Origin of the sequence: Pseudoduganella ginsengisoli (genome assembly GCF_009720865.1) — a bacterium.
GTDB classification, from domain to species: domain Bacteria; phylum Pseudomonadota; class Gammaproteobacteria; order Burkholderiales; family Burkholderiaceae_D; genus Rugamonas; species Rugamonas ginsengisoli.
Genome location: NZ_WNLA01000015.1, coordinates 54332 through 69969, shown reverse-complemented (window position 1 = coordinate 69969; position 15638 = coordinate 54332). Strand labels below are relative to the sequence as shown.

Annotated in this window: 16 protein-coding genes, 2 tRNA genes and 1 riboswitch; of the genes, 3 read left to right on the top strand and 15 right to left on the bottom strand. The window is 58.5% G+C overall.

Annotation, left to right across the window (positions count from 1 at the left end):
* Positions 1–5 precede the first annotated feature (5 nt).
* Positions 6–356, bottom strand: a complete 351-nt coding sequence (locus GM668_RS20170; RefSeq protein WP_155440752.1) for a hypothetical protein — start codon at positions 354–356, stop codon at positions 6–8.
* A 293-nt stretch (positions 357–649) separates the two neighbouring features.
* Entirely contained in the window at positions 650–1183 is a 534-nt protein-coding gene (locus GM668_RS20165; RefSeq protein WP_229499602.1) for a PEP-CTERM sorting domain-containing protein, read from the bottom strand.
* 238 nt (positions 1184–1421) lie between these two features.
* Between GM668_RS20165 and GM668_RS20160 the strand changes: the two genes are divergently transcribed.
* Positions 1422–2324, top strand: coding sequence for a DUF417 family protein (locus tag GM668_RS20160; RefSeq protein ID WP_155440750.1), 903 nt, complete (start codon positions 1422–1424; stop codon positions 2322–2324).
* A 56-nt stretch (positions 2325–2380) separates the two neighbouring features.
* On the opposite strand, the gene GM668_RS20155 is transcribed toward GM668_RS20160, so the two are convergent.
* Genes GM668_RS20155 through GM668_RS20145 form a run of 3 tightly spaced genes read right to left on the bottom strand, consistent with a single transcriptional unit; the run spans position 2381 to position 5606 of the window.
* Positions 2381–3286 carry a M48 family metalloprotease gene (locus GM668_RS20155; protein ID WP_155440749.1) on the bottom strand — a complete coding sequence of 302 codons (906 nt, stop codon included), beginning with the start codon at positions 3284–3286 and terminating at the stop codon, positions 2381–2383.
* Complete coding sequence (locus tag GM668_RS20150; protein ID WP_155440748.1) at positions 3283–3783, bottom strand: SH3 domain-containing protein; 501 nt, start codon at positions 3781–3783, stop codon at positions 3283–3285. The genes GM668_RS20155 and GM668_RS20150 overlap by 4 nt, the downstream gene beginning before the upstream one ends.
* A complete protein-coding gene (locus GM668_RS20145; protein ID WP_211923424.1) occupies positions 3783–5606 on the bottom strand; it encodes a CHASE2 domain-containing protein in 1824 nt (607 codons plus the stop codon). Before GM668_RS20145 ends, GM668_RS20150 begins: the two co-directional genes overlap by 1 nt.
* A gap of 350 nt (positions 5607–5956) precedes the next feature.
* Between GM668_RS20145 and GM668_RS20140 the strand changes: the two genes are divergently transcribed.
* Positions 5957–7249, top strand: coding sequence for a hypothetical protein (locus tag GM668_RS20140; RefSeq protein ID WP_155440747.1), 1293 nt, complete (start codon positions 5957–5959; stop codon positions 7247–7249).
* A 166-nt stretch (positions 7250–7415) separates the two neighbouring features.
* Here GM668_RS20140 and GM668_RS20135 read toward each other — a convergent pair.
* The 10 genes from GM668_RS20135 to GM668_RS20090 all read right to left on the bottom strand — a co-directional run bounded on the left by GM668_RS20135 (position 7416) and on the right by GM668_RS20090 (position 13959).
* A tRNA-Lys gene (locus GM668_RS20135) sits at positions 7416–7491 on the bottom strand.
* Positions 7492–7519: 28 nt separating this feature from the next.
* A tRNA-Lys gene (locus GM668_RS20130) sits at positions 7520–7595 on the bottom strand.
* A 78-nt stretch (positions 7596–7673) separates the two neighbouring features.
* Positions 7674–8432 carry a tol-pal system protein YbgF gene (gene ybgF / locus GM668_RS20125; RefSeq protein ID WP_155440746.1) on the bottom strand — a complete coding sequence of 253 codons (759 nt, stop codon included), beginning with the start codon at positions 8430–8432 and terminating at the stop codon, positions 7674–7676.
* 93 nt (positions 8433–8525) lie between these two features.
* Positions 8526–9056, bottom strand: a complete 531-nt coding sequence (gene pal, locus GM668_RS20120; RefSeq protein ID WP_155440745.1) for a peptidoglycan-associated lipoprotein Pal — start codon at positions 9054–9056, stop codon at positions 8526–8528.
* A gap of 37 nt (positions 9057–9093) precedes the next feature.
* Positions 9094–10356: a Tol-Pal system beta propeller repeat protein TolB gene (gene tolB, locus GM668_RS20115; RefSeq protein WP_155440744.1), complete on the bottom strand. Its 1263-nt coding sequence runs from the start codon at positions 10354–10356 to the stop codon at positions 9094–9096.
* A gap of 7 nt (positions 10357–10363) precedes the next feature.
* Positions 10364–11317 (bottom strand): cell envelope integrity protein TolA, encoded by a 954-nt coding sequence (tolA, locus tag GM668_RS20110; protein WP_155440743.1) that lies wholly within the window; start codon positions 11315–11317, stop codon positions 10364–10366.
* 3 nt (positions 11318–11320) lie between these two features.
* A complete protein-coding gene (locus GM668_RS20105) occupies positions 11321–11761 on the bottom strand; it encodes a biopolymer transporter ExbD (protein ID WP_229499600.1) in 441 nt (146 codons plus the stop codon).
* Positions 11762–11779: 18 nt separating this feature from the next.
* Positions 11780–12472 carry a protein TolQ gene (tolQ, locus tag GM668_RS20100; RefSeq protein WP_155440742.1) on the bottom strand — a complete coding sequence of 231 codons (693 nt, stop codon included), beginning with the start codon at positions 12470–12472 and terminating at the stop codon, positions 11780–11782.
* 22 nt (positions 12473–12494) lie between these two features.
* A complete protein-coding gene (ybgC, locus tag GM668_RS20095; protein WP_155440741.1) occupies positions 12495–12899 on the bottom strand; it encodes a tol-pal system-associated acyl-CoA thioesterase in 405 nt (134 codons plus the stop codon).
* Between the two features lie 316 nt (positions 12900–13215).
* Positions 13216–13959 (bottom strand): SDR family NAD(P)-dependent oxidoreductase, encoded by a 744-nt coding sequence (locus GM668_RS20090; RefSeq protein ID WP_155440740.1) that lies wholly within the window; start codon positions 13957–13959, stop codon positions 13216–13218.
* A gap of 186 nt (positions 13960–14145) precedes the next feature.
* Positions 14146–14256, top strand: a riboswitch (ZMP/ZTP riboswitch).
* 97 nt (positions 14257–14353) lie between these two features.
* Here GM668_RS20090 and glyA point away from each other — a divergent pair.
* Positions 14354–15598 (top strand): serine hydroxymethyltransferase, encoded by a 1245-nt coding sequence (gene glyA, locus GM668_RS20085; protein WP_155440739.1) that lies wholly within the window; start codon positions 14354–14356, stop codon positions 15596–15598.
* Positions 15599–15638 lie beyond the last annotated feature (40 nt).

Genomic DNA, 15638 nt, shown 5'->3' with positions numbered 1-15638 from the left:
TCAGCTTAGATCAGGTCCGTCCACACCGGCTTGGCCGGCGCTGCGGCCAGTTCATGTTTCTCGCCCGCCTGCACGTTGAGCACGACGCGCGGATACGACGTCAGTTCCGGATACGTGCCATCAACGCGCAGCACCACTTCATACAAGCCTGGGCGCACGGTGACTTCGCGCAGGTTGTCCGTCCAGTAGCTGGCGCGGCGCACGACGTTGCCTTCCTGGTCGTAAATCACAGCAATGCTGGCTGCCGTGTTGTCCTGGTCGATGCGCAGGGTCGCGGTAGCGGACTCCGGCAACCCGGCAGCGGCAGGCACAACGGCAACTTGCGTGGTGGTGCATGCTGCGGTCACAGCGGTCATAGCAAAAACAACGGCAATACGGCGGATCATCCGCTTCGATAAGCTGAACATAACGATACTCTCAATTAGATAAATTAGACGGGGTACGGCGAAGCGCGCCAGCCAAAAGCGGCGCTGCTGGATACTGCTGGGATAGGCCGGGCGGGCGGTGATGCAATGCCACGGCTGCGGAAAAAGCCTGTTGCGCTGGCAACTGGGGATCCGAAGGGATCGCTATTATACAACTAAAATTGCTGCGATGCATCAACCACCCCTGGCGCGCTGCGGCGAGCGGCCAAGGGCAATGGGTTGCTTTACGTGCTGTGCTGCCCGCCGCGCCGCCATGCCGCCGCGCCGATCGCTGCCAGACCGGCCAGCAGCATCGCGTATCCGGATGGCTCCGGCACCGGGCTGGTGGGGGTAATGGTGGTTTGTGTGTCGGCAGTCCAATGCCACGTCAAGTCATAGCGGAAGCCCCAATTCGATTGCACGAATTCGCGGTATTCCACGCCAGGGTTCACGATGGTCAGCTCATTGTAGAAGCCGTCGTAATTGTGGTACACGGCGCTGTAATTCGGCAGGCTGCCCGGTGTCCAGTTGAAATATTCCAGGCAGTGCACGACCGTGCAAGTGCCCGTGTAATCGATGTGGCTGGCCTTCAGCGCCTTGACTTCATTTTCCGTATAGCTGCCATTGCCGTCGAGGTCCTTGACCGTGAGTTTCACCTCCAGGGTTTTATCCGGCTGGAAGACATGGTCGTCGACTGAATACAGCCCCTTATAGACGATATCAAACGTACGTACTTCCGCCTGCGCGCTTGCTGCGGCTGCAAACATGAGCGCTAACATCGATTTTTTCAGCATAGCATCCTCAGTTTAGTTGGATAAACATGTGCCACTGTTATTGAAAAGTTAAGCGGACAATAGCGTAGCACGGCGCGGCCTGCGCACGATTGGCGCGGGGGGAAGAAGGCCGCGGCACAGGCTGCTGCTGTTAAAAACTTGTAAGGATGAGGTGCGCTGCCCGACCAAGCTGCGCGGGCCGGCGACCGGCTGGCCCCGCTTTGTTCATCCCACAAGGAAGCCTATGTCTCTGTCCACACTCGCCGCCCCGCCAACGTTGCGGACCCAACATTGCATGCCGGCCGCCTGGTCTGGCCATGCGCTGGTGCGTTATTTTGCGCTGCTCAATGCGCTGTATTTATTGTGGCTTGCCGGCCTGAAGCTGACGCCGTCCGAGGCGGCCGATACGCTGCGCTGGTGGCACGGCAGCACGTTGTGGCAGGCGCTGGCCGGCGCAGTGCCGGACACGCTGGTCTTGTCCGGGACGATGGCGGCCGAGGTGGCGGCGGGCGCCTGCTTGCTGTTCTATCGCCGCCGCAGCCCATTGCTGTGGGGCGCAGCGCTGGCAAGCGCCATCTATGCTTTCAACTTGCTGTATATGCTGACCAATCCAGTGTGGCTGCAGGAGATGGGGGGCTTTCCCTTCCTCGGTTCCGCGCAAAGCGCGATTAAATATGTGCCGATGCTGGGCGTGAGCCTGTACCTGCTGGCCGCCGCGCTGCCTGCGCTGTCCTGGCTGGATAAAGCTGCACGTGTGCTGGCATGGGCCGGCGTCGTGCTGGTGATGGGCTGGATCGGCGCCATGAAATTTTTCATGTTCGAAGCCGAAGCCATCGAGCCGCTGGTGCGCCATCATTGGGTGTTTGCGTGGATGTATGGCGTGTGGGACGTGCAGGGCGTTTCCAATGTCATCGGCTTGATGGAGTTGCTGTTTGCCGCGCTGGCCATGCTGGCCTTGCCGGTGCGCGCGCTGGCGCCGCTGGCGCTGGCGGGTATCGCCGTGACAGTGGCATGCACCACCAGCTTCATGTTCACCTTGCCCGGCTGGGCCGCCGGCGCGCACTTCCCGCTGCTCAATGGCAGCGGCGTGTTTTTGCTGAAAGACCAGTTTTTGCTGGCCGCCATGGTGCTGGTGGCGCGCCGCTGAAACTAAAAACGCCAGCCAGAAGCAGGCCGGCGTTACTTGGTAAAACAGCGCGCGGCTTATATTTTCTTCGGCTTGGCAGGGCTGACCGGATCGGACAGGCTGGTCTTGAAGCGCTCCGCACCATCCGGCTGCCGCTCGAAGGCGTCGAAGCCTTGCGCCATCACTGCCGACAGTGCATCGAGCCGGGCATTGAAGGGCGGATGGGTTTTAAACATCAGCGCCAGGCCCTCATGGTCCGCATTCACTGTTTGCAGTGTTTGCAGCACGGATGGCAGGCCGTATGGGTTGTAGCCGGCGCGTGCCGCCAGCACCACGGCCATGCGGTCGGCTTCATATTCATCGTCCTTGTCCAGCCCGCGCGCGTACAGTGTCGTACCGATGTTGGACAATTCGCGGAACAATGGCGTCAACTGGCCATTGCCGCTGCGGGCCATTTTCTGTTCCGCCTTCTCGCTGAGGAATTCTTTGCCCAACGCCGTGCGCGCTGCTTTTTTGATGGCCGCCAGCTGGTGCTTGCGCAGCACGTGGGCGATTTCGTGCGCCAGCACGCCGGCCAGTTCGGCTTCGTTGCGCAAGCCGTATAGCAAGCCGCGCGTGATGAAGATATAGCCGCCCGGTGCAGCAAAGGCATTGGCTTCGGCATCATCGAGCACGGCAAAGCGCCACGTCAAGTCCGACCGCTCCCCTTGCGCCGCAACCCACTGGCCGACCTGGTTCACGTAGCGCTGCGCGGCTGCATTGTTATACAACGGGGCCGCGCCCAGCAAGTTGCTGGCCATGCCTTCGCCCAGAGCCAATTCATCTTCCAGCGTGAATTCGCGCAGCGCATCGACGACGTTCTTGCCTTTGTTGAACAGCGCCTTGGCGCCGTCGATGCTCGTCGGCAGCTGGAACTGCGCGTGCGCTGGAACGGTCACGGCCAGGGTAGCGGCGAACAAGGCGGCAAATTTAAAGGATGTCATTTCGCACCTCCTGCGGCGACATACTTGACGGCCTGGCTTTGCAGCCCGCCGCTGGCGGCAAATTTCGCCGCGTCTTCGCTGCTCACGGCATTGCCTTGCATCTGTTGCAGCGCGGCCGGATTCGGCTGCGGGTTGATCAATTGTTCTTCTTTCAGGCCGCGCACGCCGGTGGTGGCAACGCTGCCGCTGCCGCCTTTGCCGATCGACATCAGGAAGGGGTTGGACGCACTGGCTGCCGCGGCATTGGCGGGCGGATCGAAGCGCAGGCTCAGCATCTTGACCCAGCCGGTATTGGGCGCGGATTTGACTTCGATCCAGCTGGTTTCGCGCTTCAGCACTTCCACGCGCGTACGTTCAGCCAGGCTGGCCACGGTTTCCGCATCGGTGAACGGCTTGGCTTTCAAATCCGTTTGCCGCACCGCCGTCGCTTGCTCCGCCGCGACAGCGGGCAGGCACAGGCTGCCGGCAATGGCTAGCGTGTACAAGGTCGTCTTCATTATGCTTTCCCTCCTCCTTTTTTCACTTCAGGACCAAATAGCGATACTTGCTGCTCCCGTCCTTTGACGTCGAATGCGCCGAACGGTGTAAATTCGAAGGCGTCGCCGCAGCGCTCCACGGTGTCGGACGACACGAGGATGCGGGTCACGCCTTTGGTCAAGCCTTCGATGCGGCTGGCCAGGTTGACGGTGTCGCCAATGGCCGTGTATTCGCGCCGCTGGTCGGAACCGATCAGGCCCACGACGGCCGGGCCGGAATGGATGCCGATGCCGACGTCGAAATCCAGTTCCGTCGCATCCATTTCCTTCTTGAAGCGCTGCAGCACTTCCGCCATTTCCAGCGCCGCTTCGACCGCATGGCGCGCATGGTCGGGGTCATCGAGCGGGGCGCCCCAGAACGCCATGATGCAGTCGCCGATGAACTTGTCCAGCGAGCCGCCATGGCGGAACACGACTTCCACCTGCAGCGTGAAGTAACGGTTCAACAGCGCCACGACTTCTTGCGGGCTGCGGTTTTCCGACAGCGTGGTAAAGCCGCGGATATCGGAAAACAGCACGGATATGTCGCGCGCTTCGCCGCCGCGCGCAATGTCGCCGTATTGCACCAGTTGCTGCACCACGTGGGGATTGACGAAGCGGCTGAACATTTGCACGGCCTGGCGGCGGCTGCGCCGCTCGGCAAGATACGCCTGCAACGCGCAAGCGATGTAGTACGCCCACAGCAGCAGCAACGCCGAGATGGCCGGCACCAGCCACAGATGGCCGATGGCCCAGTACACGCCCAGCAGCACGGCGGCGGTATAGGCTGTCAGCCCGGCGCCCAGCGCCAGCACTTGCGTGCCACGCTGGAACAGCATGTTGAGCGCCGCAAGCGACAACAGCAGCACCAGCGGCACCTGCCACGCGGGCGGCGACTGCATCATGCTGCCGTGCTGCAGGTTATCGAGCGCCATGGCGAGAATTTGCACGCCGGGATAGCGGGCATCGAGCGGCGTGTGGCGCAAATCGTTCAAGCCGGAGGCGTCGGCGCCGATGATGACGATTTTCCCTGCCAGTTCATTGGCGGGGCGTTTCGGATGTTCGCGCCCGAAGTCTTCATACAGGTCTGCATAGGAAATCGTGTGGAAGCCGGTCTTGTCGCCACGCCAGGACAGCAGCATGCTGGGCTGGCGCGGCACCGTATAGCCCAGGCTTTCCGCAACGCGCGCGGGCAGTGATGGCAGCAGCCAGCCATCGTGGTCGGCAAATAGTTCGTAATGGCGCGTGACGCCATCCATATCGCTGAGCATATTGATGCTGCCGGTACGCCAGTATTTGGGATCCACGGCCAATGGCGGCATGACGCGCAAGCGTGCGTCCGGCTTGGCGCGATCGGTACGCGTCAGGCCAATCTGGCTGGCGATGGCTGCCGCGGGCAAGCTGGCATCGGCGTTGCCGGCATCCAGCCGCACGATGGGGAAGTAAACATTGGTGCTGCCGGCCAGCGATTCGTTGAACAGCTGGTCGCTTTCCGGGCGGTAGATGTCGCGCTCGACAAAGCTGATGTCGAACACGATCGCGCGCGGCTGCTGGCGCTGCAGCCCGGCCACCAGTTCCGCATGCACGGCGCGCGGCCACGGCCACGCGCCTGCGACATCCTGCATGCGCGCCAGGCTGGGGTCGTCGATATTGACGACGACGATGTCAGGGGAGGGGACTTTGCCGCGTGCCTGCGTACGCACCATCCAGTCAAGCACATTGTTTTCCAGCGGCGTCAGCACGTGCAGGGCGAACAGCTCGCATGCTGCGATAACCAAGGCCAGGATGAACAGAGTCAGGCGCATGTGCCAAGCCGAAAATTCCTATAGGAAAATTGATTATACGCGGGTGACATAAGGTTGATGTATGTCAATGAGGGAGTGTTGTGGATGGGGTAGGAGAAGAAACAAAAAAGCCCATGCACCGGAATGCGTGGGCTTTCTTGATGATTCTTGGTAGGCCGTGCGGGATTGCAAACGAGCGCTTGGGCAGTGTTGCCGCCGCTGACTGTGGGCGCTCACATTTCCCGATATAGGGTTGTTGTAATGTCACGTTGTGAGAATGTGCGACTTTTTTCTTGGAAATTTTCGCTATCGTGCAGGAGCATTCCTACGAAAGACTAATGTGTGAGTATAAAAAAGCGAAGGATTCCCCCATGAAAAATGATCGCGTATGGAGCAAGACAATATTTCGGCTCGCGACGGCGTTGTTGGCGGCTTCAATCTTTTCCGGCTGCAGTTACGGTCATCGTGAATTTAATGTTGGAGGTGTTGAAACGGCAGTGCAAGCTGAAAACGTATCGCTTCGAGTAGTCCAGTCCGATGACTTTGGATCTATGTGGTCTACGGCGCATGCCCGCGACACATTGGCTTTCGTCGACAAGCAATCTCAAGAGGCGAATACGGTAGTAGTCCTGTTTATTCACGGCTGGCACCATAATGCTGCCCCCGATGATGCCAACCTGGAGCACTTTCAGGCATCGTTGAATGAGTTATCGAAAATCTTTAAGACATGGTATCCCGACAAGAAGGATGAGGTAAAAATTATTGGTGTCTATGTCGGCTGGCGAGGGGAGTCATTGCCATCGGCGCTTGATTACCTGACGATATGGGATCGCAAGCCAGGAGCCGAGCGAGTTGGCGAAGGGGATGTGAGTGAGTTTATTGCCAGACTGCAGCTGATTTATCAAACACGGCAAAAGGATTCACCCAATCATTTTATGGGATTAGTGTCCATTGGCCATAGTCTTGGTGCACAGGTGCTTTATAAGTCGGTATCCAAGACACTGGAAAATGGATTGATACAAAATACTGATGCCTTTGCCGGAACAGGTATCGGGGCTGAGAGTCAACCGCTCCTCGTACCGCCGCCCGTTCAGAGCATTGGCGATATCGTCCTGTTGGTGAATCCAGCGATTGAAGCGTATCAGTTCCAGCGTTTTCATCGCTTGTACCGTTCGCGTAAATACGATGACCGACAAGATCCCGTTTTGATTGTTTTTTCCAGCGAGACGGACCGAGCCCGTTCAGTTATCTTTCCGATGTCGAGATGGGTAACCCGGCCATTCCGGCCGTTGTTCCGTACTACTGAGCAGGCTGAACTCTTTAATAAGGCATTGGGCGACTATGAGCCGCAGGTAACGCACGTGCTTGAGAAAGCTCCAGATGGCGCCAACGAAACTCTGTGCGGTGATGATTCCGATTGCTTGAAGAGGGAGGATCTGTCTGGGCGCGTGATAATGGGAAATGCGCTGATGAAGCCGAGGCCAGGGGTTTCGGAGATATTGTATAGTCCCGTATTGGTTTCCGCTGTTGATCCGGCAATCATAGACGGACACAGTGATATTTTCAATCCGAGATTCAGGCTGTTTTTAGCCAACTATATCGCGGAGATAGAGCGCAAGCGCCTGAATCGCGCGGACCTTAAATCGGCAGAAAAAAAGGAGTAAGAGAGCGCTTGTAGGTGAAATAGTTCGAGTCTCCCGCTTCGGTCTATTTCTGCTCTCCAGTGATCTCTAAAATGAATGAGGAAGTTGGGAAGGAATTTGCAGGGACCAGACACGGACCAGAAAACAAAAACGCCAACCCGCAAAGGTTGGCGTTTTTTATGAATCTTGGTAGGCCGTGCGGGATTCGAACCTGCGACCAACGGATTAAAAGTCCGCTGCTCTACCAGCTGAGCTAACGACCCAAGGTGAACTTTTCAAGCATCTTTCGAATGGTAGGCCGTGCGGGATTCGAACCTGCGACCAACGGATTAAAAGTCCGCTGCTCTACCAGCTGAGCTAACGACCCGTCGAAAGAAGCAAGATTATAGGCAAGCTTGGCGGCTCTGTCAAATGCCCAGGAGCATTTAATTGGGCCGCCAACCCATTATTTGCCCTTCAAGCGGTCGCGCGCCTCTTGCGCCTGCGGCGTGTCCGGGTACTTGCTGATCAAGTCCGTCAGTGTTTTCTTCGCATTGGCCACGGCTTTCAGTTCCGTCTGGCAGGTGGCAATGTTCAGCATGGCGTCGGCAGCGCGCGGGCTGTCCGGGTAATTCTTCACGACCAGTTGCTGCGCCAGGATCGCGCCCTTGCAATCCTTTTGCACGTAGTACGTGTTACCCAGGAAGTACTGGGCGTTGGCCGCGTAAATCGATTCCGGATACATGCGCACGAAGTCGCCCAGCGCCAGCGCGGCGTTCTTGTAGTCGCCGCCTTTCAGCAGCAGCACGGCCGCGTCATACGCTTTTTGTTCGGTCGGGTCCACGGTGCCCTGTTTACCTTCCACCGTCACGGTCTTGGGTTCCAGCTTGCGGATGCGGGCGTCCAGGTCGATGTACAAATCCTTCTGGCGTTTTTGTACGTTGGACAGTTCGTTGGCCAGCACTTCAATCTGGCCGCGCAGCTTGGCGATTTCCGCCATGGTTTGCTCTTGCGTGTTAACCAGGTCCAGCGTGCTGCTCTTGTCGGTCTTGTTGTCGATGCGTCCGCTCAATTCGGTACGCATGGCTTCCACTTTGGCGCGCAAATCGAGGATGGCCTTGCGGGCTTCGTCATCGTCAAACAGCGCCGCATTGGCCTGCAATGGCAGGTACGTGAATGCGGCCAGCACTGCGGCGGCCAGGCCGGATTTGGTCAATGTCGTCATTCTTAAGCGCTTTCAAAAAGAAACGGGGCAGGGCGCAGTATAAACTGCGCGCCGCCCCGGGTGTAGCCCATGCTTGCTGCTACAACGTCTGGATTACTTGTAGACGATGTCCGCACGGCGGTTTTGCGACCATGCTTCTTCGTTGTGGCCTTCAGCCTTTGGTTTTTCCTTGCCCAGCGAAACGGCTTCGATCTGGCTTTCCGACACGCCCAGGGCGGTCATGGCCTTGCGCACAGCTTCAGCACGCTTCTGGCCCAGTGCCAGGTTGTATTCTGCGCCGCCGCGTTCGTCGGTGTTACCTTGGATCAGGATGTTGCGCTGCTTGTTTTTGGTCAGGTAGCCGGAGTGGTTTTGTACCACTGGCTTGCCGTCTTCACGTACCACGTAGCTGTCGAAGTCGAAATAAACCGAGCGGTTTGCCAGCACGCCTTTTGGATCGTCCAGTGGGTCGATCGATTTGGTTTCAACCGGAGCCACAGCGCGGTTGTCCGCAACTGGTGCTGGTTTTTCAACTGGTTTTTCTACCACCGGGGCTGGCTCAGCCACTTTCACCTGGTTCGAACCGCAGGCAGCCAACAGCGTGGCACTGGCAATAAGGACTGCTACGTTTTTCACGTTACGCATTTGTAATTCTCCTGGTCGTTGATAAGGTACTGCTTCTTCACTTCATGAAAGGACCCCAGGTGGGCTCCTTGATATTGCCCGCTTGAACGGTCAAGCGTTGCTTAACGCGGCCATCCACCGACACTACCGCCAGCGACTTCGTGCGGCCGGATTCGGTCGCATACAGCAAGAATTTGCCGTTGGGTGCGAACGAAGGCGATTCGTCGCTGGTAGTGTCGGAGAGGCGTTGTTCCTGGCCGGTGGCGAGATCCAGTACATACAGCTGGAAATTGCCATCGCGCCGGGAGATGTATGCCAGCGTCTTTCCATCGGAAGAAATGCGCGGGCTGATATTGTAGCTGCCGCCAAACGTGACCCGCTGCGCATCGCCGCCGCCGGCAGCCATGCGATAGATTTGCGGGCCGCCGCTGCGGTCGCTGGTGAAGTAAATATGCTGGCCATCGGCCGAGAATTGCGGTTCCGTGTCGATGCCCGCGCTGTTCGAGACGCGGCGCAAGCCGGTGCCATCGGCGTTGACGACATATACTTGCGTGTGCCCGTCTTTCGACAGCGCCACGGCGATCTTGCTGCCGTCCGGCGACCAGGCCGGCGCCGAGTTGCTGCCTTTTTCATTGGCCACGACTTTGCGCTGGCCCGTCACCAGGTTGTGCACGTACACGACCGGCTTCTTCTGTTCAAACGATACGTACGCCACCTTGGTGCCGTCCGGCGACCAGGCCGGCGAAATGATCGGCTCGTTTGAGCCCAGCGCCAGCTGCACGCCTTCGCCGTCCGCGTCCGCCACTTCCAGGCGGTACGAGCGGCCCATTTGCTTGACGTATGCGATGCGGGTGGCAAACGCGCCTTTTACCCCGGTCAGCTTTTCATACACGTCGTCGGCAATCTTGTGCGCCGCCAGGCGCGAGTGCTGGGGCAGGGCGGCCTGGTCCAGCTGGGACAGCTTGGCGCCTTTGACGGTATCGAGCAATTTGTAGCGTACGTCGAAGCTGCCGTTGGCCAGCGCCTGGACGGAACCAATCACCAGCGCGTCGGCGCCGCGCTGTTTCCACTGGCTGTAATCGACATCGTTGGGATTGGCAATCACACCCGCATCGATGATTTTAAAAGCGCCGCTGCGCTCCAGGTCCGACTTGATGATGGCCGATACCTGGGCCGGCGACAGGTTTTCGTCAGCAAAGGTGGCGATGGCGACCGGAATCTGGTTGCTGCCGATACCGGAGATTTCCACGCGCAGCTGCGCTTGCGCGTTCAGCCCGGCCAGCAGGCCGGTGTACAGCATGATTTTGTGCAGGGTCTTCATGTGCTCTTCAATGCAAATCTTTAAGGTTAAACACCAGCTCCAGGTCGCGGTCCACGCTGCCGTCTTTCTTCCTCGGTAGCGGGCTGGACTTGTTGATGGCATTTTCAACTGCGGCATCGTACGCGGGATTGCCGCTGCTCTTTACTTTGCGAACCGAAATGATCTCACCAGTCGGCAATTGCGCGACGCGGAATACCGCTTCCACGTCTTGCTTGGCGCCGGAATACGAAATATTGCTCTGTACCTTGGCGCGGATGGCTGCCTGGTAGCCGGCGTCAATCCGCGGCGCCGTCGACTTCGCTGCCGTGCCCGTGACACCGGTGGCATCGAGCACGCCGGCCAGGCGTTTCATTTCCGCTTCACGGCGCTTGTCTGCCTTCTTCTGTTCTTCTGCTTTGGCCTTGGCGAGCTTCTCGGCTTCCTTTTTCTTCTCTTCTTTGGCTTTTTCCTCAGCGAGTTTTTTCTCTTCCAGCTTCTTCTCTTCGAGCTTTTTCTTTTCTTCCGCAGCTTTTTTCTCAGCCAGTTTCCTGGCCTTCTCGAGTTCCTTACGCTCTTCTTCTTCCTGCTTCAGCTTCGCCAGGCGTTTTTCTTCTTCCTTGCGTTCCTTCTCAGCCTTTTCCTTGGCCTTGCGCTTTTCCAGCGCGATGTCTGGTTCCTTCGCCGGCGGCGGGGCTTCCACTGGCTTGGCTACCGGAGGCGGCGGTGGTGGCGCCACGTCCGGCTCTGGCGCAGGTTCCGGTGCCGGCTCAGGTTCCGGCGGCGGCGGGGCGGCCTGCTGGATGGACATATCCCACACTTCCGCTTCCACCGCGACCGGCTGGTTGTTTTGCCAGTGCACACCGATCCACAGGAAAAGCAGCAAGCCCGCGTGCATGGCCGTAGCCATGGCAAGCGAGCGTACGCCATGCTCATCCTTCGGGACCCGGTAGGGGCCGCCTGCTGTTGCGGGTTTCGCTGCCATCGATTACTTCGTCGCCAATCCCACGCGGTTGATACCCATCTTCTTCGACTCGGAAATCAATTGGATCACGTCGTCGTACTTGCTTTCCTTGTCACCGGCAATCATGACAGGATAATCCGGATACTGTTCATGCATTGCTTTCAGCTTCTTCAGCACGGCATCGCGGTTCGGCGCCGTTTCCGGCGCTTCACGGCCCTTGCCCTGAATACCGATGGAAATGGCGCTGTTTGGCTTGATGACGATCTGGATGTAGCTGTCCGGCGGGCGGGTCGAGCGCTCCGCTTGCGGCAACTCCACTTGCGACGGATTTTCCGCCGACGGCATCACCATGAAAATAATGAGCAGCACCAGCATCACGTCAATGTAGGGCACGACGTTGATTTCCGACTTCAGTTTGCGGCCGCCGCGGCTGCCGCGCATGCTGCTGTTGAACGAAGATCCCATAAGCGGCCTCCTTGATCCTTAGCGCGACTGGCGCTGCAGGATGTTGGAGAACTCTTCGACGAAACTTTCGAAGCGGATGGCCAGGCGGTCGATATCGTGCGAGAAGCGGTTATACGCGACCACCGCAGGAATCGCGGCGAACAAGCCGATGGCGGTGGCGATCAGCGCTTCGGCAATGCCGGGCGCGACTGCGGCCAGGGTTGCCTGCTGGACGTTGGCCAGGCCGCGGAACGCATTCATGATGCCCCATACGGTGCCCAGCAAGCCGATGTACGGCGACACGGAACCGACCGACGCCAGGAACGCCAGGTGGCTGTCCAGCGCATCCATTTCACGCTGGAACGCGGCGCGCATGGCGCGGCGGGCGCCGTCCAGCACGAAAGCGACGTCCAGCGGTTCGCGGCTCGAGGCAAATGCAGCCTTGCCTTTGATGAATTCGCCCATGCCTGCTTCAAAAATGCGCGCCAGCGCGCCGCTGTTTTCGCGGTTGCTGCCGGCGCTCTGGTGCAGTGCATGCAAATTGCCGCCGGCCCAGAAGGTGCGCTCGAATTCACTGGTTTGCTTGCGCGCGGCGCTGACGGCAAACATTTTGCGGAAAATGTAGGTCCAGCTGATCAGCGAAATTGCCAGCAGCAGCGCCATGATCAATTGCACGATCAAATGCGCATTGGCGATAAGGGAGAAAAAGGAAAGGTCTTGAGTGACGTTCATTTATTATCGGATCAGGTATTGACTAAGCAGCGCCGCGCATCAGCGACGCGACCGCATCAGGCACGGCACGTGGACGCAGGGAGGAATCGACGCAGCCGACCTTGACCCGCGCCGTATTGAGCAATTGTTCGCCATTCCACGCTTCCTGCACGAACTGGATGGAAGCGCGCCCCATTTTTTCGATTCTTAACGTTAATTTTAGTACATCGTCCAGCTTCGCAGGCGCATGATAGTCAGCGCTGACACTCTTTACAACGAACATGGCGTCGTGTTCTTGTAATAACTGGTGCTGGTTGACACCGATGGCGCGCAGCCATTCAGTACGGGCGCGTTCAAAGAACTTCAGATAGTTTGCATAATAGACAATACCACCGGCATCGGTGTCCTCGTAATAGACACGGATATTCCAGAAAAAGTCTGATGGCATGTTATTTTGACTACTAGTGAGATTGGGCAACATTCTACGCGAAATCGCGGAAATGGTTGCGCAAAACAAGGAGAAAAGTCACGGAAAATCACTGGCGCGGCATTGCACCGCGCCAAGTTAAGCCAATTCGAGTCAAATTACCAACACTTGTAACATCCGCTTACGTATTTCCCGGTAAAGCCTACAATTCGCAGCTGATAGAGGAAGTTGTTGAATAAATAAGTAAAACCCTTATGGTCTCGTCAGCCTCGCGAAAGCGAGGATCCATGCGGAGCGGGAATGACGAATCGGCCGCTGGCGGCAATCCGCGCCGATATCAGGTGCGCTTAATGGTGAACGGCGAAAAGCCTTGGCAAGTCGGCATCATTTCGATCTGGTTAATGTTCACGTGTGGCGGCAACGTGGCGATCCAGTACGCCGTGTTGGCGATATCTTCCGGGCTCAACGGTACGGTGCCTTCGTAGACTTTCGCGGCTGCCGCATCATCTTTCAGGCGCACATTGGAAAACTCGGTACCGCCGCACAGGCCGGGCGCCAGGTTGGTTGCGCGCACACCGGTGCCCACCAGGTCGGCACGCAAGTTCAGCGTGAATTGTTCGACGAACGCTTTGGTGGCTCCGTATACGTTGCCGCCCGGATAAGGGTAAGCGCCTGCGGTGGAGCCGATATTGATGACCGTACCGGCGCCTCGCTGCACCATGTCCGGCAACACGGCGCGGGTCACGGCGACCAGGCCCTTGCAATTCGTGTCGATCATGGTTTCCCAGTCTTCCAGCGACGCTTCGTGGGCCGGGCCCACGCCCAGCGCCAGCCCGGCGTTATTGACCAGTACGTCGATCGGCTTCCATTCGGCGGGCAGGGCGGCCAGCGCACCGGCAATGGCGGCCTTGTCGCTGACGTCCAGCTGGATCGGCAGCACACTGGAACCCAGTTCAGCAGCGAGCGCCTGCAGGCGGTCAACGCGGCGGGCGCTGACAATGACCTTGTGGCCATTGCGGGCAAATACGCGCGCCATTGCGGCGCCGAAGCCGGCGCTGGCGCCGGTAATAAAGACGATCATGGGGCATTTCCTCTATGTTGCGGCTTTTGCACATAATTCCTATGCAACTGTGCCGAAATTAACTCAATTACAAAGATTCTAGCCTAACCAGCCCCTTTCCATCATAGAACGGTCGTGCTTCTTGATATCTTGACATGGGTTTCCTTGCCCTGTGGCGGGTCTTGCCCTACAATCTGGGCTTCCATTTACGTCTCACGTGACTGGCGAAAAGCTGCGATTCATGTGAATTGGCAGTGAAAAGTGGGGTTATCCACTGGGAAGCGTGAGATTCAATAGCCGTTCGCCTGGGCAGCCGAAGTGGAATTGCACAACCGAGGCTGCCTGTCCCGTTTTTTTCCGGCTTTCCTCATTCGAATCTTTAACCTGTACGAATCCTTATCGACGGAGTTTTTTCATGTTCGCCAAAGATCACACCCTCGCCAGCATCGACCCGGAACTGTTTGCCGCCATCCAGGCTGAAAACGTGCGCCAGCACGACCACATCGAGCTGATCGCTTCCGAAAACTACACGTCCCCGGCCGTGATGCAAGCGCAAGGCTCGCAGCTGACCAACAAATACGCTGAAGGCTACCCAGGCAAGCGCTACTACGGCGGCTGCGAACACGTGGACGTGGTGGAGCAACTGGCGATTGACCGCGTGAAAAAACTGTTCGGCGCGGAAGCGGCGAACGTGCAGCCGAACTCCGGCTCGCAGGCTAACCAGGGTGTGTTCTTCGCCGTGCTGAAACCAGGCGACACCATCATGGGCATGTCGCTGGCAGAAGGCGGCCACCTGACCCACGGCATGCCGCTGAACATGTCCGGCAAATGGTTCAACGTTGTGTCGTATGGCCTGACCGCGGAAGAAGACATCGATTACGCAGCCATGGAAGCGCTGGCCAAAGAGCACAAGCCTAAGCTGATCATCGCCGGCGCATCGGCCTTCTCGAAGAAAATCGACTTCGAGCGCTTCGCTGCTGTCGCGAAAGCCGTTGGCGCGTACTTCATGGTGGACATGGCCCACTACGCCGGCCTGATCGCCGCCGGCCTGTACCCGAACCCGGTTCCTCACGCTGACTTCGTCACGTCGACCACGCACAAATCGCTGCGCGGCCCACGCGGCGGCATCATCCTGATGAAAGCCGAACACGAAAAAATCATCAACTCGGCGATCTTCCCTGGCATCCAGGGCGGCCCGCTGATGCACGTGATTGCTGGTAAAGCCGTGGCTTTCCAGGAAGCGCTGCAGCCATCGTTCGTTGAGTACCAGAAGCAAGTAGTGAAAAACGCTGACGTGATGGCGAAGACCCTGATCAAGCGCGGCCTGCGTATCGTATCGGGCGGCACCGAGTCGCACGTGTTCCTGGTGGATCTGCGTCCGAAAAACCTGACCGGTAAAGAAGCCGAAGCCATCCTGGGCACCGCGCACATCACCTGCAACAAGAACGGCATCCCGAACGACCCGCAAAAGCCATTCGTGACGTCCGGTATCCGTCTGGGCTCGCCTGCCATGACGACCCGCGGCTTCAAGGAAGAGCAGGCTGAGCAGGTTGCCAACCTGATCGCCGACGTGCTGGACAACCCGCACGACGCCGCCACCATCGAGCGCGTGAAAGCCTCCGTAAAAGTACTGGCTGACGCATTCCCGGTTTACGCATAATCGCCGGCTTTGGTAACATCGGAGCGCCGGTCCTCAAGGG

What these genes read in the sequence shown, in the direction of transcription:
- GM668_RS20140 (WP_155440747.1), top strand. Translation starts at nt 5,957, where the DNA reads ATGAAAAATGATCGCGTATGGAGCAAGACAATATTTCGGCTCGCGACG.
- ybgC (WP_155440741.1), bottom strand. Translation starts at nt 12,899, where the DNA reads ATGCCATCAGACTTTTTCTGGAATATCCGTGTCTATTACGAGGACACC.
- GM668_RS20155 (WP_155440749.1), bottom strand. Translation starts at nt 3,286, where the DNA reads ATGACATCCTTTAAATTTGCCGCCTTGTTCGCCGCTACCCTGGCCGTG.
- pal (WP_155440745.1), bottom strand. Translation starts at nt 9,056, where the DNA reads ATGCGTAACGTGAAAAACGTAGCAGTCCTTATTGCCAGTGCCACGCTG.
- glyA (WP_155440739.1), top strand. Translation starts at nt 14,354, where the DNA reads ATGTTCGCCAAAGATCACACCCTCGCCAGCATCGACCCGGAACTGTTT.
- tolQ (WP_155440742.1), bottom strand. Translation starts at nt 12,472, where the DNA reads ATGAACGTCACTCAAGACCTTTCCTTTTTCTCCCTTATCGCCAATGCG.
- GM668_RS20160 (WP_155440750.1), top strand. Translation starts at nt 1,422, where the DNA reads ATGTCTCTGTCCACACTCGCCGCCCCGCCAACGTTGCGGACCCAACAT.
- GM668_RS20165 (WP_229499602.1), bottom strand. Translation starts at nt 1,183, where the DNA reads ATGTTAGCGCTCATGTTTGCAGCCGCAGCAAGCGCGCAGGCGGAAGTA.
- tolA (WP_155440743.1), bottom strand. Translation starts at nt 11,317, where the DNA reads ATGGCAGCGAAACCCGCAACAGCAGGCGGCCCCTACCGGGTCCCGAAG.
- GM668_RS20145 (WP_211923424.1), bottom strand. Translation starts at nt 5,606, where the DNA reads ATGCGCCTGACTCTGTTCATCCTGGCCTTGGTTATCGCAGCATGCGAG.
- GM668_RS20170 (WP_155440752.1), bottom strand. Translation starts at nt 356, where the DNA reads ATGACCGCTGTGACCGCAGCATGCACCACCACGCAAGTTGCCGTTGTG.
- ybgF (WP_155440746.1), bottom strand. Translation starts at nt 8,432, where the DNA reads ATGACGACATTGACCAAATCCGGCCTGGCCGCCGCAGTGCTGGCCGCA.
- tolB (WP_155440744.1), bottom strand. Translation starts at nt 10,356, where the DNA reads ATGAAGACCCTGCACAAAATCATGCTGTACACCGGCCTGCTGGCCGGG.
- GM668_RS20150 (WP_155440748.1), bottom strand. Translation starts at nt 3,783, where the DNA reads ATGAAGACGACCTTGTACACGCTAGCCATTGCCGGCAGCCTGTGCCTG.
- GM668_RS20105 (WP_229499600.1), bottom strand. Translation starts at nt 11,761, where the DNA reads ATGGGATCTTCGTTCAACAGCAGCATGCGCGGCAGCCGCGGCGGCCGC.
- GM668_RS20090 (WP_155440740.1), bottom strand. Translation starts at nt 13,959, where the DNA reads ATGATCGTCTTTATTACCGGCGCCAGCGCCGGCTTCGGCGCCGCAATG.